The sequence below is a fragment of the Nonomuraea sp. NPDC001684 genome (assembly GCF_053596515.1).
In genome coordinates, this window is the sequence record NZ_JBSFGJ010000155.1 from 1 (window position 1) to 19,448 (window position 19,448).

At 71.9% G+C, this 19,448-nt stretch carries 19 protein-coding genes; 6 read left to right on the forward strand and 13 right to left on the reverse strand.

Annotated elements, in window-relative coordinates; all coding sequences use genetic code 11:
- The coding region (locus ACWCSD_RS25500; protein WP_449918427.1) for a hypothetical protein at nt 1–415 on the reverse strand (415 nt) is incomplete at its 3' end.
- 105 nt (nt 416–520) lie between these two features.
- On the opposite strand from ACWCSD_RS25500, the gene ACWCSD_RS25505 reads away from it, so the two are divergent.
- A complete protein-coding gene (locus ACWCSD_RS25505; protein ID WP_449918429.1) occupies nt 521–1,417 on the forward strand; it encodes a LysR family transcriptional regulator in 897 nt (298 codons plus the stop codon).
- A gap of 10 nt (nt 1,418–1,427) precedes the next feature.
- On the opposite strand, the gene ACWCSD_RS25510 is transcribed toward ACWCSD_RS25505, so the two are convergent.
- Nucleotides 1,428–2,417: a threonine ammonia-lyase gene (locus ACWCSD_RS25510; RefSeq protein WP_449918431.1), complete on the reverse strand. Its 990-nt coding sequence runs from the start codon at nt 2,415–2,417 to the stop codon at nt 1,428–1,430.
- A 155-nt stretch (nt 2,418–2,572) separates the two neighbouring features.
- Between ACWCSD_RS25510 and ACWCSD_RS25515 the strand changes: the two genes are divergently transcribed.
- The 4 genes from ACWCSD_RS25515 (at nt 2,573) to ACWCSD_RS25530 (ending at nt 6,537) form a co-directional block, all read left to right on the forward strand.
- A complete protein-coding gene (locus ACWCSD_RS25515; RefSeq protein ID WP_449918433.1) occupies nt 2,573–3,685 on the forward strand; it encodes a hypothetical protein in 1,113 nt (370 codons plus the stop codon).
- 45 nt (nt 3,686–3,730) lie between these two features.
- On the forward strand, nt 3,731–4,144 hold the full coding sequence (locus tag ACWCSD_RS25520) for an SRPBCC family protein (RefSeq protein WP_397161864.1): 414 nt from the start codon (nt 3,731–3,733) through the stop codon (nt 4,142–4,144).
- 203 nt (nt 4,145–4,347) lie between these two features.
- A complete protein-coding gene (locus ACWCSD_RS25525; protein ID WP_449918435.1) occupies nt 4,348–5,097 on the forward strand; it encodes a GNAT family N-acetyltransferase in 750 nt (249 codons plus the stop codon).
- A 213-nt stretch (nt 5,098–5,310) separates the two neighbouring features.
- On the forward strand, nt 5,311–6,537 hold the full coding sequence (locus tag ACWCSD_RS25530) for an MFS transporter (protein ID WP_449918437.1): 1,227 nt from the start codon (nt 5,311–5,313) through the stop codon (nt 6,535–6,537).
- Between the two features lie 14 nt (nt 6,538–6,551).
- On the opposite strand, the gene ACWCSD_RS25535 is transcribed toward ACWCSD_RS25530, so the two are convergent.
- Nucleotides 6,552–6,881 (reverse strand): DUF3140 domain-containing protein, encoded by a 330-nt coding sequence (locus ACWCSD_RS25535; protein ID WP_358295018.1) that lies wholly within the window; start codon nt 6,879–6,881, stop codon nt 6,552–6,554.
- The gene (locus ACWCSD_RS25540; protein WP_358295020.1) at nt 6,878–7,117 is read right to left on the reverse strand and encodes a hypervirulence associated TUDOR domain-containing protein; all 240 of its coding nucleotides are present in this window, start codon (nt 7,115–7,117) and stop codon (nt 6,878–6,880) included. The genes ACWCSD_RS25535 and ACWCSD_RS25540 overlap by 4 nt, the downstream gene beginning before the upstream one ends.
- A gap of 168 nt (nt 7,118–7,285) precedes the next feature.
- Between ACWCSD_RS25540 and gdhA the strand changes: the two genes are divergently transcribed.
- A complete protein-coding gene (gene gdhA / locus ACWCSD_RS25545) occupies nt 7,286–8,629 on the forward strand; it encodes an NADP-specific glutamate dehydrogenase (RefSeq protein ID WP_397161867.1) in 1,344 nt (447 codons plus the stop codon).
- 66 nt (nt 8,630–8,695) lie between these two features.
- Here gdhA and ACWCSD_RS25550 read toward each other — a convergent pair whose 3' ends face one another.
- The 9 genes from ACWCSD_RS25550 to ACWCSD_RS25590 all read right to left on the reverse strand — a co-directional run bounded on the left by ACWCSD_RS25550 (nt 8,696) and on the right by ACWCSD_RS25590 (nt 19,325).
- Nucleotides 8,696–9,109, reverse strand: a complete 414-nt coding sequence (locus ACWCSD_RS25550; protein ID WP_397161868.1) for a hypothetical protein — start codon at nt 9,107–9,109, stop codon at nt 8,696–8,698.
- A 24-nt stretch (nt 9,110–9,133) separates the two neighbouring features.
- Nucleotides 9,134–9,880, reverse strand: coding sequence for an alpha/beta fold hydrolase (locus tag ACWCSD_RS25555; protein WP_449918443.1), 747 nt, complete (start codon nt 9,878–9,880; stop codon nt 9,134–9,136).
- 89 nt (nt 9,881–9,969) lie between these two features.
- On the reverse strand, nt 9,970–10,344 hold the full coding sequence (locus ACWCSD_RS25560; RefSeq protein WP_449918446.1) for a PadR family transcriptional regulator: 375 nt from the start codon (nt 10,342–10,344) through the stop codon (nt 9,970–9,972).
- Nucleotides 10,345–10,394: 50 nt separating this feature from the next.
- Nucleotides 10,395–12,143 (reverse strand): bifunctional metallophosphatase/5'-nucleotidase, encoded by a 1,749-nt coding sequence (locus tag ACWCSD_RS25565; protein ID WP_449918449.1) that lies wholly within the window; start codon nt 12,141–12,143, stop codon nt 10,395–10,397.
- A 46-nt stretch (nt 12,144–12,189) separates the two neighbouring features.
- Nucleotides 12,190–12,999 carry a carbohydrate ABC transporter permease gene (locus tag ACWCSD_RS25570; RefSeq protein ID WP_387678612.1) on the reverse strand — a complete coding sequence of 270 codons (810 nt, stop codon included), beginning with the start codon at nt 12,997–12,999 and terminating at the stop codon, nt 12,190–12,192.
- Nucleotides 12,992–13,924, reverse strand: a complete 933-nt coding sequence (locus ACWCSD_RS25575; RefSeq protein WP_358295034.1) for a carbohydrate ABC transporter permease — start codon at nt 13,922–13,924, stop codon at nt 12,992–12,994. The genes ACWCSD_RS25570 and ACWCSD_RS25575 overlap by 8 nt, the downstream gene beginning before the upstream one ends.
- Nucleotides 13,925–13,927: 3 nt before the next feature.
- Nucleotides 13,928–15,175, reverse strand: a complete 1,248-nt coding sequence (locus tag ACWCSD_RS25580; RefSeq protein WP_449918453.1) for an ABC transporter substrate-binding protein — start codon at nt 15,173–15,175, stop codon at nt 13,928–13,930.
- A 71-nt stretch (nt 15,176–15,246) separates the two neighbouring features.
- Complete coding sequence (locus ACWCSD_RS25585) at nt 15,247–17,619, reverse strand: phospholipase D-like domain-containing protein (protein ID WP_449918456.1); 2,373 nt, start codon at nt 17,617–17,619, stop codon at nt 15,247–15,249.
- The gene (locus tag ACWCSD_RS25590) at nt 17,616–19,325 is read right to left on the reverse strand and encodes a beta-N-acetylhexosaminidase (protein WP_449918459.1); all 1,710 of its coding nucleotides are present in this window, start codon (nt 19,323–19,325) and stop codon (nt 17,616–17,618) included. The genes ACWCSD_RS25585 and ACWCSD_RS25590 overlap by 4 nt, the downstream gene beginning before the upstream one ends.
- Nucleotides 19,326–19,448 lie beyond the last annotated feature (123 nt).

Sequence of the window (19,448 nt, forward strand, 5' to 3'; positions counted from 1 at the left end):
CCGCCCGACGCGGGAAGGGGCGCCGCCAGACGTCGATGAACTGCACCGTGAGCGCGGCGACGGTCGCCACCCCCAGCGGGATGTGCAACCACAAAGCGCCGTCGAGCCCGGCGAAGTACTGCGCCGTCTCGGCCGCCACCACCGCCGCCGTGGCCAGGAACGGCCCGCTGCGGCGCAGGCGCGCCCACACCACGATCGTCACGATCAGCTGCAGGTAGCCGATGGAGGTGACCACGTCGGCGCCGAGGGAGTGCCAGCGCAGGCTGTCGTAGTCGCCGGTCAGGTAGACGCCGGCGAACACCGGCTGTCCGGCGATCGCCGCCATGTGGGCGCTGACCGTCGCCCGCAACGTCCAGCCCACGGGTGCCGTGCGGCGCGTGGCATCGGCTCGCGGTCCGTCGACCACGCTGAGCATCGGGGGTCCTCCTCATGTCCGTCCTGGTGGAACGCCTCCGACGCTATGGCTCCTGAGTTATCTTGTCCAAGATCTATATTGCTATGGTGTTATGCGTTGGGAGGCATGATGGATCTGAACGCCCTCCGCCAGTTCCTGGTGGTGGCCCGGCTCGAACACCTCAGCGCCGCCGCAGAGGAGCTGCGCGTCGCGCAGCCGTCCCTGAGCCGGACGATCGCCCGCCTGGAGGGCGAGCTGGGCACGCCGCTGTTCGACCGCGGCGGCCGGCTCCGCCTGAACGGCGCGGGCACGCTGTTCCGCGGCTTCGTCGAACGGGCGCTCGGCGAGCTCGACGCCGGACGGCGAGCCGTCGCCGAGGCCGCCGAGGGGTTCGGCACCGTACGCCTGGCCTCGGAGACCTTCCTGACCCTCACCGGGCCGCTCGCGGCTTACAAGCGCGCCCATCCCGCCGCCGAGATCGAGCTCCACTGGACCCCCGCCGACGACATGACCCGCCGCCTGCGCGCCCAGGAGTTCGACCTGTGCGTCGCCTCCCAGCCGATCCACGCCGACGGGCTGGAGGCCGCCGAGCTGCTGGACGAGCCGGTCGGGCTGGCCACCGCGCTCGACCACCCGCTGGCCGCCCGTACGTCGGTGACCATCGACGACCTCGCCGACCAGCCCTTCGTCACCGCCCGCAAGGGACACTGGCAGCGCCGGCTGCTCGACCGGCTCTTCGCCGCCAGGGGCCGCACGCCGCGGATCGTCTGCGAGGGCGACGAGCCCAGCGCCATCGCCGACCTGATCAGCACGGGGCTCGGCATCGGGCTCGTCCCGTCCCTCGCCCGCCGCTCCACCACCCGCGCCCCGCTGGCCTGGGTGGACGTCGACGACCCCGACTGCCGCCGCACGCTCACCCTGTTCTGGGGCGCCGACAGCCACCTGTCCACCGCCGCCCGCCTGATGCGCACCACCATCACCAGCTGGGACTGGCTGGCCGGCGAACCCCAGGAGAAACGCTGAGCGTCGCGGTCTACGGCGGGGGTGCGCCGATCCAGCGGCGGTAGGCGTCCATGTCGACGTTGGCGCCGCAGACGATGGTGACCACGTGCCGGCCGGCGAAGCGGTCGCGGTCTTCGAGGATCGCCGCGACGCCCAGCGCGGCCGACGGCTCCACCACCAGGCCGGCGTGGTCGAGGAGCAGCCGCATGCCGGCCACGATCGACTCCTCCCGCACCAGGACGGCGTCGTCGGCGACCACGAGGAGGTCGTCCAGGACGGCCGGGATCGGACGCCGGCCCGCGACGCCGTCGGCGATGGTGCGGGTCGGGCCGGTGGTGACGACGCGCCGCCGTCGCCAGGAGAGGGTCATCGCGGGCGCGCCCAGCGGCTGGACGCAGATCACCTCGACGCCGGGCGCGAGCTCCTTCAGCACGTGCCCCACGCCGGTGGCCAGCGCCCCGCCGCCGAGGGCGATCAACACAGCGTCGTACGACGGCACAGCGTCATACGGCGGCACGGCTCCGGCCAGTTCCAGGCCGATGGTCGCGGCGCCCTCGCAGGTCTCGATGTCGAGGCTGTCCTCGACCAGCCGGATGCCGTGGTGCCGGGCCATGGCCACCGCCCGCTCCCGGGCCAGGTCGAAGTCGCCGTCCACGAGCTCCAGCCCGGCGTCCAGGGCGCGGATGCGGTCGAGCTTGGCGGCGGGCGCGGAGCGGGGGGCCACGACGGTGACGTCGAGGCCCCGCCGGCGGCCGGACCAGGCGAGGGCCTGGCCGAGGTTGCCCGCGCTGGCGCACACCACGGCCCGTGCGCCGCCGTCGGCGAGCAGGCTCGCGACCAGCTCCGTGCCGCGGGCCTTGAAGCTGCGCACCGGGTTCGCCGTCTCCAGCTTGACGCTCACCGCGCACCCGAGGTGGGGCTCCAGCGCCGGGCAGGGGAACAGCGGCGTGTCGAGGAACATGGAGTCGATCACCGGGCGTGCCGCCCGGATCCGAGCAGTGTCGAGCCGCGTCTCCCGCACGGCACAGGAGCGTAGCAACGGCTCCCGCACGGCACAGGAACGTGGCACCGGCCGGACCGCGAGAATCCGGACACGCGGCGCGACCGTCCGTACACTTTCTGTCGCTGGTCTGCGGGGCCTTACGGCCCGGTCAAGAGAGGGCGGGGTGGGGAGCGATGAGCGAGGTCCACGGCGGCGGGCCGCCGCCGGGCGCCGCGGAGGCCGCCGGGCCGGAGTCGGTGACCTGTCACGAGGATCTGGTGAGGCTGCTGGCCGAGCAGTTCGCCCGGGCCGACGTGTCGCTGCGGGAGTTGCAGGCGCGGGCCGACAGGTCGGGCGGCGCCCGGTTGCCGCGCAGCACGTGCGCGGACATGCTGGCCGGTCGGCGTTTCCCCAAGAAGGCGGTCATGGTGGCGTTCCTGCGGGGGTGCCGCGTGCCCGAGCACCAGCTGCCCGCCTGGGAGCGGGCCTGGGACCGGGTGCGGATCAGCCGGCTGCCCGCCGGTTCCTGGGACGACCGCGGCTCGCCGACGTCCGACGGCCTGCAGGCGTCCGACGGCCCGCAGACGGCCGGCAGCCCGCAGGCGTCCAGTGGCATGCTGTCGGCCGCGATCGGCTCGGCGGGGCCGGTGCCGCCGGGCGGGGCGGTGTCGGTCGGGGGCGGTGGCGGGCTGCGGCGGGCCGTCCTGTTCGCCGGGATCGCCGTGCCGGTGGCCGCCGCGCTGGTCCTGGCCGTCGTCGTCGCCCTGCGGCTGACGGGACGGCCCGAGCCGCGGCCCGAACGCGCGTCCGGGCAGACCGTGGACCCCGGCCAGATCGTCACCGACGACGGCCGCGCGTTCCCCCGCGGCGGGTCGAGCCGGTTCACCGTGAGCGTCAGCCCGGCCAACACCGGCGTACGGCTGATCCGCCGGCTCGACGCCGGCGTCGGCCTGCAGGACGCGACCATCACCCTGGACGGCGTGCCCGCGGCGAGGTGGCGGCCGCTGCTGGAGGACGCCGTCCACAAGTGGCGGAACCAGATCGTCGATCTCCCGCCGGGGCTGACGGCGGGCCGGCGGGCGCTCACCGTCGTCAACACGTGCGTGTCCGAGACGGGGTTCAACGAGTTCCTCTACACCGTGGAGCACCGGATCAACGGCGTCTGGTCGGTCGCCGACCGGGTCGACGTGGGTCCCGACCACCCCGCCAGCGAGGCGGCGCACGACTACCGCGTCGTGCGCGGCGATTGGGCCCACCACCAGACCTTCGCCTACCCGCCACGAAGGGAGGACTGGGACGTTCGCTAACATAGCGAAGTACTTCATAATGAAGTACGTAAGCAAAGGATCCCCATGGCCTCCATCCGGCACGAAGTCGTCATCGACGCCTCCCCCGACCACATCTGGGACGTCCTGCGTGACGTCGGAGCCGTGCACGAACGGCTGCTCCCGGGCCGCGTCGAGGACACCAGGCTGGACGGCGACCAGCGGTTCCTGACGTTCCCCGACGGGCACGTGATCCGCGAGCTGATCGTGGCGATCGACGACGACGCCCGCCGTCTGGCCTACGCGGTCGTGGAGGGCGCGAGGCCGCCGCTGGCCCACCATCACGCCTCCTTCGAGGTCCGTCCGGAGGGCGAGGGGGCCGGCCGGCTGATCTGGATCACCGACGTGCTGCCCGACGCGCGAGCCGCCGAGGTCGGCCTGCGGATGCGATACGGCGCGGCGGAGATGAAACAGACGATCGAAACCACGTCCCGCCACTGACCCACCCCCCACCCGCCACCGACCCATCGCCGACCCACCGCTGCGCCGCCGCAAAGGCCCGGCACAGGAGCTGCCTCAGAACCCTGTGCCGCGCCCGGCACACGGCCCAGCACAAGGGGCCCAGCACAGGGGCGGGCACAAGGGGCCTGCACGGGGCCCGGCATAGAGCATCGTGGCCAGGTCATTAGGATGACCGGCGCCGGATGACCCCCCGTCCCTCCAGCCGGCTCCCCCGTACCACCCGAGAGGCGCACACCACGATGGCGGACCGCGACGCCACCCCGCTCGACGACCCGGTAGGCGCGTCACTGCGCGGCCGTCACGCGCACCTCGCCCGGCGGCTGGGCGCGGCGGTCACGTACCAGGCGGAGGTGGCGACCTTTTCCTCGGTCCCTGCCGAGCCGGACGAGCGGGCGTGGGCCGACCTGGCCCGGCTGCTCGGGCCGGGCCAGCTCGCCGACCTGTTCAGCTCCCCGGCGTCCCCGCCGCCTGACTGGGAGCCGGTGTTCGCCCTCGACGGCCGCCAGCTGATCTGGGACGGCGGCGACCGCGTCCCCGCCGCGCCCGGCGACGTCACCGAGCTGGGCGCGGACGACGTCCCGCACATGCTCGACCTCGTCGCCAGGACGCGACCGGGGCCGTTCTGGGCGCGTACCCGCGAGATGGGCGCCTACCTCGGCGTCTTCGACGGCGGGAAGCTGGTCGCGATGGCGGGCGAGCGGCTGCGGCCGCCGGGCTGGACCGAGATCAGCGCCGTGTGCACCGCGCCCGAGGCGCGCGGCCGAGGCCACGCGGGCCGCCTGGTCGGCGCGCTCGTCTCGCGGATCGTGGCCCGCGGCGAACGCCCGTTCCTGCACGTGGCCGAGGCCAACACCGGCGCGATCGCCCTCTACGAGCGGCTCGGCTTCCGAACCCGCCGAACCGTGACCTTCCGAGGCTTCCGCGCCCCCTGACGGCTCCGGCGACGCCCCCGGTTCCCGCCCCCCGCGCCGGCCCCGGGGCGGCCATGCCGTGACGGCCCCGGATCGGGCACCCCGTGACGGCCCGGGGCGGCTCGGGCGGCTCGGGCGGCTCGGGGCGGCTCGGGGCGGCCCCGGGTGGGCGATGCGGTCCTGGTGGAAAACGCGTTGCCTCGGACGCTCGGTGAAACGTATGGTTTTGCGCTCGTGGTCACAGTCGTGGAACGGGTCCTGCCGGCCCGGTTGGGGACAGGGTTCCGATGGTTGCTGGCGTCGAGCTGGCTGACGAATCTCGGTGACGGGATCGCGGCCGCCGCCGGCCCGCTGCTGATCGCGACGCTGACCCGCGACCCCCTGATGATCTCGCTGTCCGCCCTGGTGAGCTGGGCGCCGCCGCTGGCGTTCAGCCTGTACGCCGGCGTCCTGTCCGACCGGTACGACCGCCGCAGGATCGTGCTGGTCGCGAACGCCGTGCGGGCCGTGGTGCTGGCGGCGCTCGTCGTGCTCATGGCGACCGGCACCGTGACCGTGGCGACGGCGCTGGCGGCGCTCACGCTCCGGTCCATCGCCGAGGTGTTCGCCGACAACGCGACGTCCACGCTGACGCCGATGATGGTCTCCAGGGACGACCTGATCGTCGCCAACGCCCGCCTCGGCACCGGGTTCATCACGCTCAACCAGCTCGCCGGGCCGCCGATCGGCGCGGCGCTGTTCGGACTGGGCCTGACCTGGCCGTTCGCGAGCCAGCTGCTCCTGGTGCTGGCGGGGATGATCCTGGTCTCCCGCATCGCGCTGCCGGCGCGGGTCCGGCCGGACGACGCGCCGCGTCCGAACACCGTGCGCGAGCTCGTCGCCGGGTTCAGCTGGACCGTGCGGCACCCGGCGGTCCGCACGCTGGCGCTCACCATCCTGATCTTCAACTTCACCTTCGGCGCGGCCTGGTCGGTGCTCGTCCTCTACACCCAGGAGCAGCTCGGCCTCGGCGCGATGGGGTTCGGCCTGATGACCACCATCGGCGGGATCGGCGGCCTGATCGGCACCGGCCTGTACGGGACCATCACCCGCAGGGTCAGCCTCGGCGCCCTGATGCGGATCGGGCTCATCATCGAGACGTTCACCCACCTGGGCCTGGCCCTGACCCGTTCGCCGTGGGTCGCCGGAGCCATCTTCCTGGTCTTCGGCGCGCACGCCTTCATCTGGGGCACCACCTCGGGCACCGTCCGCCAGCGCGCGGTGCCGCAGGAGCTGCAGGGACGGGTGGGCAGCGTCAACACCGTCTGCGTCTACGCCGGCCTGGTGGTCGGCTCGCTGATCGGCGGCGTGCTGGCCACCCGGTTCGGCGTCGCGGCGCCCTTCTGGTTCGCCTTCGCCGGTTCGGCGGTGTTCGTGGTGCTGCTGTGGCGGCAGCTCATGCTCATCGCCCACGACGACTGAGCAGCGAGCGCCGCTCACTTGAGCGGGTCGTGCCCCCAGTTCATCAGCGAGTAGCGCCACCGGGTCTCCCGGACGTCACCGGACGGGCGCTGCGCCAGGTGCCGGTGGATGTAGCCGATCACCTTGGTCATGTGCTCGTAGTCGTGGCCGGTCCAGGCGGACCTGCCCTTGCGCAGGAGCCGGACGATCTCGCGGCCGGAGGCGTGGCCGGTCGACTCGCCGCCGCCGTCCTGCTTCTGACCGACCTCCTTCGACTCCTCGGTGTCCAGCCAGCGTTCCAGCTCGTGCGCGGTCATGTTGACGGCCTGGCCGAACTCGGCCGCCACGTCCCGGTCGTCGCTCACTTCGCGCCCTTGCCCTTGTCCTTGCGCAGGGCGGACGGCTTGTGCACGGCCTCGCGCCCGCTCTTGTCGCTGCGCACGACGTACTGCGGGTCGTCCGGCGAGGCCGCCACCGTACGGCCGGCCTCCTTCGTCCTCTTGGTGATCTTCTTCTCCACCTTGCCGCGGGCCGTGGATCCGTGGCTCTTCCAGGAGACCTCGTCACCCACGGACGGATCGTCCTTGCGCTTGCCGGTCATAGGATCCGCGCTACCCCACCGCCCTCCCGCACTCGGCCAGGCGGGCAAACCTTCCTTTACCGGCGCCGTCCCGGGTCCGGCGACGGCGTCCTCGGGGCGGGGCGGCTGCTGCTCACGCGTGGCCGAATCGTAAAGTGAGCAGGATCGCACCAGTGATGTAGGGAGCCCTTGTTGCACGAGAAACTGTCGTCGACCTACGACAACGTCCTGCGCCGGAACCCCGGCGAGGTCGAGTTCCACCAGGCCGTGCGCGAGGTGCTCGAAAGCATCGGCCCAGTTCTCGGCAAGCATCCCGAGTACGCCGAATCGAAGATCATCGAGCGGATCTGCGAGCCCGAGCGGCAGATCATCTTCCGCGTGCCGTGGCTGGACGACCGGGGCGAGGTGCAGATCAACCGCGGCTTCCGGGTGGAGTTCAACAGCGCGCTCGGGCCGTACAAGGGCGGGCTGCGCTTCCACCCGTCGGTCTACCTGGGCATCGTGAAGTTCCTCGGGTTCGAGCAGATCTTCAAGAACGGCCTGACCGGTCTGCCCATCGGCGGCGGCAAGGGCGGCTCGGACTTCGACCCCAAGGGCCGCTCCGACCGCGAGGTGATGAGCTTCTGCCAGAGCTTCATGACCGAGCTCTACCGGCACATCGGCGAGTACACCGACGTCCCGGCCGGTGACATCGGCGTCGGCGGGCGCGAGATCGGCTACCTGTTCGGCCAGTACAAGCGCATCACCAACCGCTACGAATCCGGCGTGATCACCGGCAAGGGCCTGGTCTACGGCGGCGCCCAGGTACGCACCGAGGCCACCGGCTACGGCTGCACGTTCTTCGTCGAGGAGATGCTCAAGGCCCGCGGCACGTCGTTCGACGGCAAGCGGGTCGTCGTGTCGGGCTCCGGCAACGTGGCCGTCTACACGATCGAGAAGATCGAGCAGCTCGGCGGCGTCGTGGTGGCCTGCTCCGACTCCTCCGGCTACGTGCTCGACGAGAAGGGCATCGACCTCGACCTGCTCAAGCAGGTCAAGCAGGTCGAGCGGGGCCGTCTGGAGACGTACGCCGAGCGCCGGGGCGAGCAGGCCGTCTTCGTCCCGGACCGCAGCGTGTGGGAGGTGCCCTGCGAGGTGGCGATGCCGTCCGCCACGCAGAACGAGATCACCGGCCGGGACGCCGCGTTCCTGGTGGACAACGGCTTGGTCGCGGTCGGCGAGGGGGCCAACATGCCGACCACGCCGGAGGGCATCAAGGTGTTCCTGGAGGCGGGCGTCGCGTTCGGGCCGGGCAAGGCGGCCAACGCTGGCGGGGTGGCCACCAGCGCGCTGGAGATGCAGCAGAACGCCAGCCGCGACTCCTGGACGTTCGAGTTCTCCGAGCGCCGCCTCCAGGAGATCATGCAGGACATCCACGGCCGCTGTCTGCAGACCGCCGACGAGTACGGCATGCCGGGCAACTACGTGGCCGGCGCCAACATCGACGGCTTCCGCCGGGTCGCCGACGCCATGCTCGCGCTGGGCCTCATCTGACCGCGCCGGCGCCCCGGCCTGCCCTTCCGCCCCCGCCTGCCCTCCCGGCGCGGCATGCGCGAGAGGTCAGGCAGGGGCGCCGGGAGGCAGCTGGTGGTCGGCCCAGACGTAGGTCTCGGGCAGCAGGTCGGTGACGGGGACCGTACGGAGACGGTCGCCGTCGCCCACGATGACCTGGAGGGCCGGGAAGTAGTCCAGCAGCACCTGACGGCAACGGCCGCACGGCGGGACGACCCCGCGCTCCCGGTCCCCCACCGCGACGATCGTGTCCAGCTCGTACGCGCCCTGGGCGGCCGCCGTGCCGATGAGGACCAGCTCGGCGCACGGCCCGCCGGTGAAGTGGTAGGCGTTCACCGCCGTGACGATCCGGCCGTCGCGGGCGCGCGCGGCGGCCGCCATGGTGTGGTTGTCACCCCGGCAGCGAGTGCGGGCGACCTCCGTGGCGGCCTGGACGAGTTCGCGGTCGACGTGCGGGCTCACTGCTCCTCCTCGTGACCTGGCGCGTCAGGCGCGGGTCTGCTCGCGCAGGAACCCGACGATCAGCTCGGTGACTTCGTCCGGCCGTTCCATGCTCGCCAGGTGGGCCGCCCAGGGCAGCTCGACGTTGCGGGCGGCGGGCAGGTCGGCCTCGGTGTGCCGGAAGTCGGCGACGTCGTGCGCGCCCGACACGGCCAGGCACGGCATCGTCACGGCCGCCGGGTCCACCTGGACCTTGACCGGGCCGACGACCCCCTCGGCGAGCTGGAGCTCGTAGGCGCGCAGCTGCATCTCGTGCACGGTCCGCCCGGCCTTCTCGTCGGCTTCGGGGCCCAGCCAGCGGTCGACCATCAGCTGCGCCGCGCCCGCCAGGTCGCCCGCCTCGACCAGCGCGTCCTCGCGCTCGCCGACCGCGCGCAGCTCGGCGCTCGGCTCCCGCCACGGCAGGGCGGCGGAGAGCAGGATCAGCGCCGCCACCCGCTCGGGGCTGCTCGCGGCCACCTCCAGCGCCACCTTCCCGCCGTAGGAGCAGCCGACCAGGAAGAACCGGTCGATGCCCAGGCTGTCGAGGAGGCCCAGCACGTCGCCGGAGTTGCTGTACGGCTCGGTGGGCAGCGGGCTCTGCCCGAAGCCGCGCAGGTCGCATCGGACCACCCGGAAGCCGGCGGCGACCAGGGCCTCCCACTGGGGGTCCCACATGCGCCGGTCGCAGACCCCCGCGTGCAGGAGGAGCAGGGCCGGTCCGTCGCCTGCCACGTCATAAGAAATCGTCATCGCGCAGACGTTACCAGTCATTCACTGACCGGTTTGTCCCACGCGAGACGGCGCCGGGGCTTTTCCGGCGACCCTGGTCATCCAGGCCGTCACGCCCAGCACCACGGCCGCCGGCACCCCCAGCAACACCGGCGACCCCGCCGCCGACGAACACGGCCATCCACCACAGCAGCCGCCGGCCGCCCAGCGGACCGGGCCCGGGAGGGGCGGCTGCCAGGCCGCCGCTCCGAACGTGGCGGCTCGCGCGAGCGCGCCGAGCAGCAGCGCGACGGGCACGAGGAGGGCGGCGACGTCGACCCGGCCCGGAGCTCGCCGTCGGACGTCAGCCGGTAGTAGCGCCGCGCCCGCCCGTCGACGACCTCCTCCCGGTCGGCCGCCACCAGCCCTTCGGCGTGGAGCCGGTCGAGGGCGGCGTAGAGGGTGCCGGCCCGCAGCCGCACCCGCTCGCCGGATGATCGGAGCATGCCGCAACTCCGGGGCGCGGGGGGCCGCGCGGCCCCCCGCGCCCGGAGCACTACGGCAGGGCCACCGCGCGGTCCAGGGCGGGCGGGGTCAGCGGGCCCTGTCGCAGGTAGGCCCGCATGGCCTCGTAGTCGCGGCTGCCGCGCACCGCGTCGGTGTACCCGGCGAAGGCGGTGTAGCCGTCGGCGCCGAGCAGCGTGTACGCCAGCGCCGCGAGCCGGTAGGTCCGGCCGGTGTCGAGCGGCCGGCCGTTGATGACCACGTCGGCGGGGTTGATCCGGTCGCCCACGGGCCGGTTCGGGGAGTAGGAGAAGCGCACGTTCTTCGACACGGCCAGCGGGGCGAACTTCACGGTGCCGTCGGCCTGCGTCTGCCACTGCTGCTCCAGGGCCTGCTCAAGCTGCGAGCCCTTGACCGACACCGTGACCACCGGGTTGGCGTAACCCCAGGCGGCCCACGATTCGCCCATGAGCACCTTGCCGTCGGCGTCGGCGGCGTTGGCGCCCTTGGCGAACCTCAGGTCGCCGCGCAGCGAGTTCGAGCCCTTGGTCGGCGCCACGGCCACCATGGCCAGGTCGGCCTTGCCGCCCTCGGTCTGCTGGGAGTCGAAGTACTCCACGTCGGCCACGGTGTTGCCGAGCGTGCTCTGCCCGGTCACGTCGCGGGTCCTGGTGAGGTCGCCGGTGATGGTCCCGTACGGCTTGGCGTAGGTCTCCTTCTGCATGGCGTTCCAGTGGTCGACCAGCTTCACCATGGCGGGGTCGGGCGCGATGTCGCGGGTCACCGGGTGGTTGGCCGCGGTGGTCGCGGTCCTGATGACGTCGCGGGTGCGGCGGTCGAGCTTGAGGTTGATCTCGCTGATGAGGCGGCCGTGGTTGGCGGCCTCGACGACCGGGCGGGGGTTGCCCGCGGGGTCGGGGATCGAGCAGTTGAAGTACCAGTGCCAGTGGCCCGTGACGATGGCGTCGATGTCGGGCGAGGCGTTCTTGGCGAAGTCCCAGATGGGTCCGGCCTTCTGGTCGCCGCAGCCGCTGTAGTCCTCGCCGGCCTTGCCGCCCTCGTGCACGTTGGCGACGATGGCCTTGACGCCGCGGCGCTTGAGGATCTCGGCGTACTTGTTGGCCGTCTCCACCAGCGGCAGGTTGTCCAGCGACGGCTGGTAGGAGGTGGAGCCGTCCACGGTGGTGGGCGTGGTCAGGTTGATGAACCCGACGGGGATGCCCTGGAACCGCTTGATCACGTACGGCGGGAGCACCGGGCGGGTGTCGCCCTTCATGGTGATGTTGGCCGTGGAGATGTCGAAGTCGGCGCCATGGAAGGGCTGCCCGTCGGAGTCGGTGAAGCAGCTGTCGAGCCCGACCTCGCCGAAGCACTCCCCCTTGCCCATGTGGTCGCGCAGGAACTTCAGGGACCGGTCCAGCTCGTGGTTCCCGACCGTGGTGAACTCCACCTTGATCTTGTTCAGGAACTCGATCGTGGGCTCGTCGGCGTGGTACGACACCTCGGTGGGCCAGCCGCTGAAGTTGTCGCCGCTGGAGAAGGTGACCGTGTTCTCGTGCCCCTGCCGGAGCCGGTCGAGATGCGCGGCCAGGTACGGCGCGCCGCCCACCACCAGCGTGTTCCCCTGCGGATCCTTGATCGTGCCGTCGGCGGCGTTGCTCTGCGGGGTGATGTAGCCGTGGAAGTCGGTGAGCGACAGCAACTGCACGTCCACGGGCTTGGGCGCGGCCAGTGCCGGTGAGGCGGACGAGGCCAGAGTGACGCCTAAGGCGACAATGATCCACTTACGGAACGAAGACACGCAGACTCCTAAATAAGGGGATATAGCGGGAGAAAAGACTTGCGGATCAGCCCTTCGAGCCGGTGAACGCGATCCCGGCGATCAGCTGCCGTTGCATGACCACGAAGAGAACGATCACCGGCAGCGAGGCCACGACGGACCCGGCGAAGAGGATGGGGTAGTTCGTCAGGTACTGGCCGCGCAGCGAGGCCAGCCCGGCGGAGAGCGTCATCATCTCCGGATCGGTGTTGACCACCAGCGGCCACAGCAGGCTGCTCCAGGACCACATGACGGTCAGCAGCCCGAGCGCCAGCAGGCCGGGCCGGACCAGCGGCAACATGATCCACCAGTAGATCTGCAGCGGGTTGGCGCCGTCCAGCCGCGCCGCCTCGTCCAGCTCCCTGGGCAGGGTCTTGAAGAACTGCCGCAGCAGGAACGTGCCGAAGGCGCCGAAGACGCCGGGGGCGATGAGCGCCTGGAGGGTGTTGAGCCACCCGAGGCCCTGCATGATCTCGTACCGGGGCAGCAGGAACAGCTCCCCCGGCACCATCAGCACGGCCAGGAACAGCATGAAGATCGGCCCGCGCCCGGGGAAGTCCAGCCGCGCGAAGGCGAAGGCCGCCAGCGAGCACAGCAGCAGCTGCCCGGCCGTCACCGCGGCCGTCACGACCACCGTGTTGAGGAACTGCCGCCCCAGCGGCACGGTCCGGAACACGTCGGCGAAGTTGTGCCACTGCCAGGAGGGGACCGCCGTGGGCGGCACCCGCATCGACTCGGTCATGGTCTGCAGCGAGACCACGAGCTGCCAGACGAACGGCATGACCATGATCAGACCGCCGATGAGCAGGACCGCGTGCACGATCCAGCGCCTACTCATAGTGCACCCACCGCCTCTGCAGCCGGAACTGGACGGCGGTCAGCATGAGGATCAGGGCCAGCAGCACGACCGCGATCGCGGCGGCGTAGCCGCGGCTGTTCTGCACGAAGCCCTGCTCGTAGAAGAGGTAGACGATCGTGCGGCTGCCCGCCAGCGCCGGGCTCTTGGTGTCGATCATGAGGTAGACCAGGTCGAAGACCTGCAGCGTGTTGATCAGCGTGATCACCACGACGAAGAACGTGGTGGGCGTGAGCAGCGGCAGCGTGATGCGGAAGAACTGCCGCACCCGGCCCGCGCCGTCGATCGAGGCGGCCTCGTAGTAGTGCTTGGGGATGCCCTGCAACCCGGCCAGGAACAACACCGCGTTGTACCCGAGCGAGGTCCAGATCCCGACCACCGCGACCGCGTAGATCGCGAACTCGGGGTCGGACACCCAGTACGGCCCGTCGATCCCGACCAGGCCGAGCAGGTAGTTGATCGGCCCGAAGTCGCCGTTGTACAGGTAGCGCCAGGTCAGGCCGACCGCCGCGGGCATGGTGACCACCGGCAGGAAGTACAGCGTGCGGTAGAAGCCCAGCCCGCGCAGCCCCGGCACGTTCAGCAGCGCCGCGATCACGATCGACAGCGGCACCCCGACCAGCACGAGCACGGAGTAGAGCAGCGTGTTGCGCAGCGCGCCGGCCATCTCCTCGTCGCCGAGGAGGGCGATGAAGTTGTCCAGGCCCACCCACGTCTGCCCGCCGAACACGCCCGACTCGGTGAAGCTGAGGTAGAGCGTCTGGACGATCGGCCACAGGTAGAACACGGCCAGCCCGAGGGCCATGGGCGCGATCAGCCCGTAACCCCACAGCCAGTCGCGTCGCGACCGCCGCCCCGGCGGGGCCGCCGCCTTGACGGCGGCGGCCCGTTCCTCGGTCAGCACCATCGGCTACTCCTCGGCCAGGATCTCGTTCATCTGCGCGGCGATCTCCTTGGCCGCCTCCGCGGTCGGCCGCTTGCCCGCCCACGCCTCGGCCAGGAGCTTGTTCTGCACGTCCTGCCACTTGGCGGTGTTGAGCGAGACGGGGTACGGCACGCCGTTCGGGATCGAGGCGTCGAAGGTCTCCTTCAGGTGGTAGTCCGGGAAGGCGGCGAACCAGCCGTCCTGGGTGCCGGCCCGCGAGGAGACCGAGGCGCCGCCGGAGTCGCTGAGGATCTTCTCGGCCTCGTCGGAGGACAGGAACGTGGCGAACTGCGCGGCCTCGGCCGGGTGCTCGCTCTTGGCCGAGACGGAGTTGGCCAGGCCGAGCAGGATGACGGCCTCCTGCGCCGGCCCCTTGGGCAGGGGCGCCACGTCGACCTTGCCGCCGCGCTCGGTGTTGGTCTTGAACGTGCTGGCCAGCCACGAGCCGCCGTAGTACATGGCGTACTTGCCGGTCATGAACAGCTGCACGGGGCTGGTGTCGGTGGTCGCCTGGGCGGGCGGGGCCACCTTGTCCTTGTTGATCATGTCGGTCCAGAACTCCAGGCCCTGGATGGAGCCGGGCTCGTCGAAGCCCGACTTCTTGCCGTCGGCGGAGATGACGTGGCCGCCGGCCTGGATCATCGTGGGGTAGAAGCCGCCCTGGTCCCACAGGGGGGCCAGCAGGCCGTACTGCTTCTTGGCCGGGTCGGTCAGCTTCTTGGCGGCGGCCTTGAGGTCGTCCCAGGTCCAGTCGGCGGTCGGGTACGCGACGCCGCCCTTGTCGAACAGCTCCTTGTCGTACCAGAGCACGGGGACGCCGACGTCGCGCGGCATGCCGTACAGCTTGCCGTCGTAGCGGTAGCCGTCCACGATGGCCTGCGGGAAGGCGCTGACGTCGGCGTTCTCGAAGGGGGCGATGACGCCGCCCTTGGCGTACATGCGCACGTTGAGGCTGTTCATCCAGAAGACGTCGGGGGCCGCGCCGCCGGTGGCCGCGGTCTGGAGCTTGGTCCAGTACTGGTCCCACGGGGTGATCTCAAGCTTGACCGTGACGTCGGGGTGCTGCTTCTGGAAGGCGTCGATGATCTTCTGGGTGCTGGGCTGGTCGTTCTTCTCCCAGATCGCGTAGCTGATCGTGACTTTTCCTGGCTTGGTGGCGGTGGTGTCGGAGCCGGAGCCACAACCGGCCAGTGTCATCGCCAGGGCGGCGGCGAGTGCCATACGCAGGCGCACGGGCAGTTCCTTTTCTCTAGAAGGCGTCGGGGGGATGGTGATCAGGGTCTCGGTCGCGGCGGGCGGCGGGCTCAGAGTCCGGTGTTGGTGAAGCCGGTCCTGGCCACGACGTCGCCGTATCCGTTGGCGTCGAAGTCCTCGACGTAGAAGAGGTGGAACCCGCTGCCGTCGGCGGCGACGGCGGTGCCCGACTGGTCGCCGGCGGTGTTCGGGTTCATGCGCTCGCAGGGGAAGCGGCCGGTCGTCGTCCCGTCGGCGTTGAACCCGCGGGCGTACACCTCGTGGGAGCGGCCGGCGTTCCACAGGTCGGACTCGGTCCAGCCGACCACGAACCGCCCGGTGTCGTCGACGGCCACGGACGGCGACCCCTGGACGGCGCACCGGTAGGTCTGGTCCACCTTTCCGCAGAGCGGCGGGTACTCCTTGCCGCCGTCGGAGGGGGTGTTCGGCGCGTACCTGCCGAACGCGACGGGGATCTCCGCGAACCTCTGGCCCAGGGTGGGGGTCAGGCCGCGCGTCCGCACCCGCCAGACGGTCGTCACGTCGCCGCCGGTGACCGCCACGTTGTCGCTCCAGGCCACGACGCTGTCGCCGCCGGGGGTCGTCGCCACGGCGGGGGCCAGGTGCTGGGTGGCGGCGTTGGTGTTGATCCGGGTGGCGGCGGCGACGGTCGCGCCGGTCGCCGAGATCCGCCTGCCGTACACGTCGGGCGCCTGCTGCCAGACCACGGTCGCGGTGCCCGCGCCGTCGACGGCCACGTCGGGCCGGTCCCCCGTGCCCACCTGGAGCGGCGCGAAGGTACGGGCGGTCAGCGAGGCGTAGCCGGCCGCGCGGACGGTCCCGGTCGGGCCGTCCTCCCAGGCCACGGTGAACCCGCCGGCGCCGCGGACCGCGATCCTCGGCCGGGTCTGGTCGCCGCTCCACTGCGGGTCGTTGGCCCAGATCGTCGCGCTCAGCGTGCCCGACGGCGACAGCCTGCGCACCGCGATGTTGTGCTCGCCCCGGCAGTCGCCGTCCTCGGCCCAGGCGACGTAGGCGTTGCCCGCGTCGTCGACGCCGGCCGACGGCTGCACGTGGTTCCAGCCGGCGGCGCAGCCGACGCCGCCCATCGAGACCTTGACGGGGCCGGTCACCGGCTGCCCGTCGCGGTAGATGCGCGCGTAGACCTCGGTGCCCTCCACCGAGGCGCGGTCGCGGTCGTCCTCCCAGGCCACGGCCGTGTAGCCGGACCGCATGGCGGCGGCCCTGGGCGCGCGCTGGTCGTCGGGGCCGTTGGCGGTCATCTGGAGTCCGGCCCCGGGGAAGGCCCTGGGGACGATCTTGACGACCTCGTCCTTCATCGAGGCGAAGTCGGCGTCGTACGCCGCGTAGACGGCCGGGTCGTCGACGCGGACGAAGGAGTCGTCCGAGGCGGTCAGGGAGCCGCCGTTGAGATTGTGGGAGCCGGTGTAGACGTAGCTGCGCCGCGCGCCGCCCGCCGCCGCCGACGGCCCGTCCACCAGGATGATCTTGGAGTGGACGCTGTCCGGCGCGCAGGTGTCGCCGATCGGGTAGTGGCAGCCGCCGGGCCGGAAGGTGTGCACCACGATCCCGCCCTTGGCGAGCTCGGCGGCGGTCGCGGCCGTCTGGTTGCCCTCGGCCACGAGCACCTGGACGTCGCAGCCCTGCTGCTTCTTGGCCTTGAGCTCGGCGATGACCAGCGGCCGGTCCGTGGCGAACTGCGACTGCACCACGCGGATCGAGCCGGGGCAGCCCACGTCCCGGATCATGGCCGCGACCAGGTCGGCGCTGCCGTAGGCGCTCTGGTCGTAGGCGGTGTCGCGGGGCTCCATCCAGACCGTGACCTTGCCGCTGGTGGCGGTGAACGGCGCCCGCCAGGAGGTCCGCACCTGGGAGGCCAGCGTGTCGAACACCTGCCGGTAGCCGTCGGCCAGCGCGGCGTCGCCCGAGCTGATCAGCATGTTCTGGTGCAGGCCGGTGTCGGGGGCGAGGTTCTGCGAGCTCTGCACGACCACGTCGGTCCTGCCGTCCGTGAGCCGGCTGAAGACGAGGAACTTGTGGTGGCTGATGTCGGTGTCCGGCCCGTTGCAGCCCCTGTCGCAGAGCGTGACGGGCACGCCGGCCGCGGCCAGCTCGTCCAGGAGCGCGTTGTGCCCCGATCCCTCGGACACCACCCGTACGTCCACCTGCCGGTCGTGCGCCGCCACCAGGGCGTCCTTGACGGTCTTGAGCTCCAGCACGAAGGTCGCCACGCGCAGCGTGGAGTCCGGGGCGGCCAGCCCGATCAGCTCCAGCACCTTCGCGGGCAGGGGGTCGGCGAGCGTGCCGTCGACGCTCGGCCTGCTGAAGTACGCCGACAGCTCCGGAGTCGCCGCCTGGGCCGGGGTGACCAGTCCGAGTAAGCAGGACAGGCCGACGAGGACGACGGACAGAGGCTTGATCATGCTCGCTTCCCTTCGCTGAGGTTGCGCCGCAGGCCGCGGGTCCAGGCCGCCACCTCGGCCTCGGTCTCCGCCCGCTCCTTGGGCCGGCCGCGGACGTCCGGCCGGGTCTGCCACGGCTCGGGACCGGTCTCCTTGCGGTACTCCACGCCCAGCGCGGCGAGCCGGCGCTCGTGGTGGCGCAGCCGCGCCAGGAAGTCGTCGAAGTCGCCGCCGGCGGGGCTCCACACGACCTCGGCGAAGGCCGACAGCCGCGGGAAGGCCATGTAGTCGAGCCCGCGGGGCGAGTCGATGTGCTCGGTCCAGAGGTTGGCCTGCGCGCCGAGGACCCGGGCGGCCTCGGCCTCGGTCAGCTCCGGCGGCACCGGCTCGAAGCCGTGGACGTCGCGCAGCGAGATCACGTTGCCGATCGGGACCGGCTCGTCGGGCCGGTCGGACTGCCGGAAGTCCAGGTAGAGCTCGGTGAAGGGGCAGGTGACCACGTCGTGCCCGGCCCGCGCCGCCGCGACCGCGCCGTACGTCCCGCGCCAGGACGCCACCGTCGCCCCGGGCGGCAGGCCGCCCTCGATGATCTCGTCCCAGCCGAGCAGGCGACGGCCGCGCGCCGCCAGGTGGTCGGAGAACTGGCCGATGAACCAGCTCTGCAGCTCCTCCTCGTCGCGCAGGCCGAGCTCGGCGATGCGGCGCTGGGCCGACGGGCTCTGCCGCCACTGCTCCTTGGGGCACTCGTCGCCGCCCACGCAGACGTACTCGCCGGGGAAGATCTCCATGACCTGGTCGAGCACGTCCCGGTAGAAGGCGAGCGTGGCGTCCTCGACGTTGAGCACGTTGGGCGAGACGCCCCACCCGGTGGCGACCTCCAGCCGTTCGTCGAGGTTGCCCAGCTCCGGATAGGCCGCGATGGCCGCCTGCGAGTGGCCGGGCAGCTCGATCTCCGGCACCACGGTGACGAACCGGTCGGCCGCGTACGAGACGATCTCGCGCAGGTCGTCCTGGGTGTAGAAGCCGCCGTGCGGGCGGCCGTCGAACACGCCGTGCCGGCGGTCGCCGAGCGGGCTCTCCCTGCGCCAGGCGCCGACCTCGGTGAGCTTCGGATAGCCCTTGACCTCCAGCCGCCAGCCCTGGTCGTCGGTGAGGTGCAGATGCAGCACGTTGAGCTTGTGGGCGGCCAGCAGGTCGATGTACCGCAGCAGGTCGGGCTTCGGCAGGAAGTGCCTGGCCACGTCGATCAGGCAGCCGCGCCACCGGAAGCGCGGCCGGTCGGCGACGGTGACCGGGGCGAGCAGCCAGTCCTGCTCGCCGACCGCGCCCCTGCGGAAGGCCGCGGGCGGGAGGAGCTGGCGCAGGGTCTGCGCGCCGTAGAACGCCCCGGCCGCGTCGCCCGCCTCGACGCGCACCCCGTCGGTACGCACGGTCAGGCGGTAACCCTCCGGGCCGAGCCCAGCGGTCAGGGCGAACTCGATCGCCCCCGGCCCCGGCGGTCCGGCGGGCAGCGGCAGGCCGGTCGCGGGCGACAACGCGGCCCGCAGCCAGCCCTCCACCCGCGACAGGCCGGGAGGGGCGGCGATCACTGTGGTCGCGGTGAGGGCGAAGGGTTCCCCGCCGTCTGGGGTCACATGGACGGGTCGTGGCAGCAGCAAGACAGGTCCCTGGGGGGTTCGGGGGCGGGATCGTCGGTCGGTGACAGGGCGGGCGGCGGGTCGTAGCATGGCGCTCGGCTTCCGGTCGCCGCGAGCCGCCCGCGGCCATGCCCGTGATCTGGCCTCTTTTTTCTGGGTGAGCGCCTCGATCAGGATTTATGATGGAGCTCACCATTAAGATTCGTCAAGAAG

Coding starts and splice junctions, on each gene's coding strand:
- ACWCSD_RS25505 (WP_449918429.1), top strand. CDS start 521: ATGATGGATCTGAACGCCCTCCGCCAGTTCCTGGTGGTGGCCCGGCTC.
- ACWCSD_RS25515 (WP_449918433.1), top strand. CDS start 2,573: ATGAGCGAGGTCCACGGCGGCGGGCCGCCGCCGGGCGCCGCGGAGGCC.
- ACWCSD_RS25520 (WP_397161864.1), top strand. CDS start 3,731: ATGGCCTCCATCCGGCACGAAGTCGTCATCGACGCCTCCCCCGACCAC.
- ACWCSD_RS25525 (WP_449918435.1), top strand. CDS start 4,348: ATGACCCCCCGTCCCTCCAGCCGGCTCCCCCGTACCACCCGAGAGGCG.
- ACWCSD_RS25540 (WP_358295020.1), bottom strand. CDS start 7,117: ATGACCGGCAAGCGCAAGGACGATCCGTCCGTGGGTGACGAGGTCTCC.
- ACWCSD_RS25555 (WP_449918443.1), bottom strand. CDS start 9,880: ATGACGATTTCTTATGACGTGGCAGGCGACGGACCGGCCCTGCTCCTC.
- ACWCSD_RS25560 (WP_449918446.1), bottom strand. CDS start 10,344: ATGCTCCGATCATCCGGCGAGCGGGTGCGGCTGCGGGCCGGCACCCTC.
- ACWCSD_RS25570 (WP_387678612.1), bottom strand. CDS start 12,999: ATGAGTAGGCGCTGGATCGTGCACGCGGTCCTGCTCATCGGCGGTCTG.
- ACWCSD_RS25575 (WP_358295034.1), bottom strand. CDS start 13,924: ATGGTGCTGACCGAGGAACGGGCCGCCGCCGTCAAGGCGGCGGCCCCG.
- ACWCSD_RS25585 (WP_449918456.1), bottom strand. CDS start 17,619: ATGATCAAGCCTCTGTCCGTCGTCCTCGTCGGCCTGTCCTGCTTACTC.
- ACWCSD_RS25590 (WP_449918459.1), bottom strand. CDS start 19,325: ATGCTACGACCCGCCGCCCGCCCTGTCACCGACCGACGATCCCGCCCC.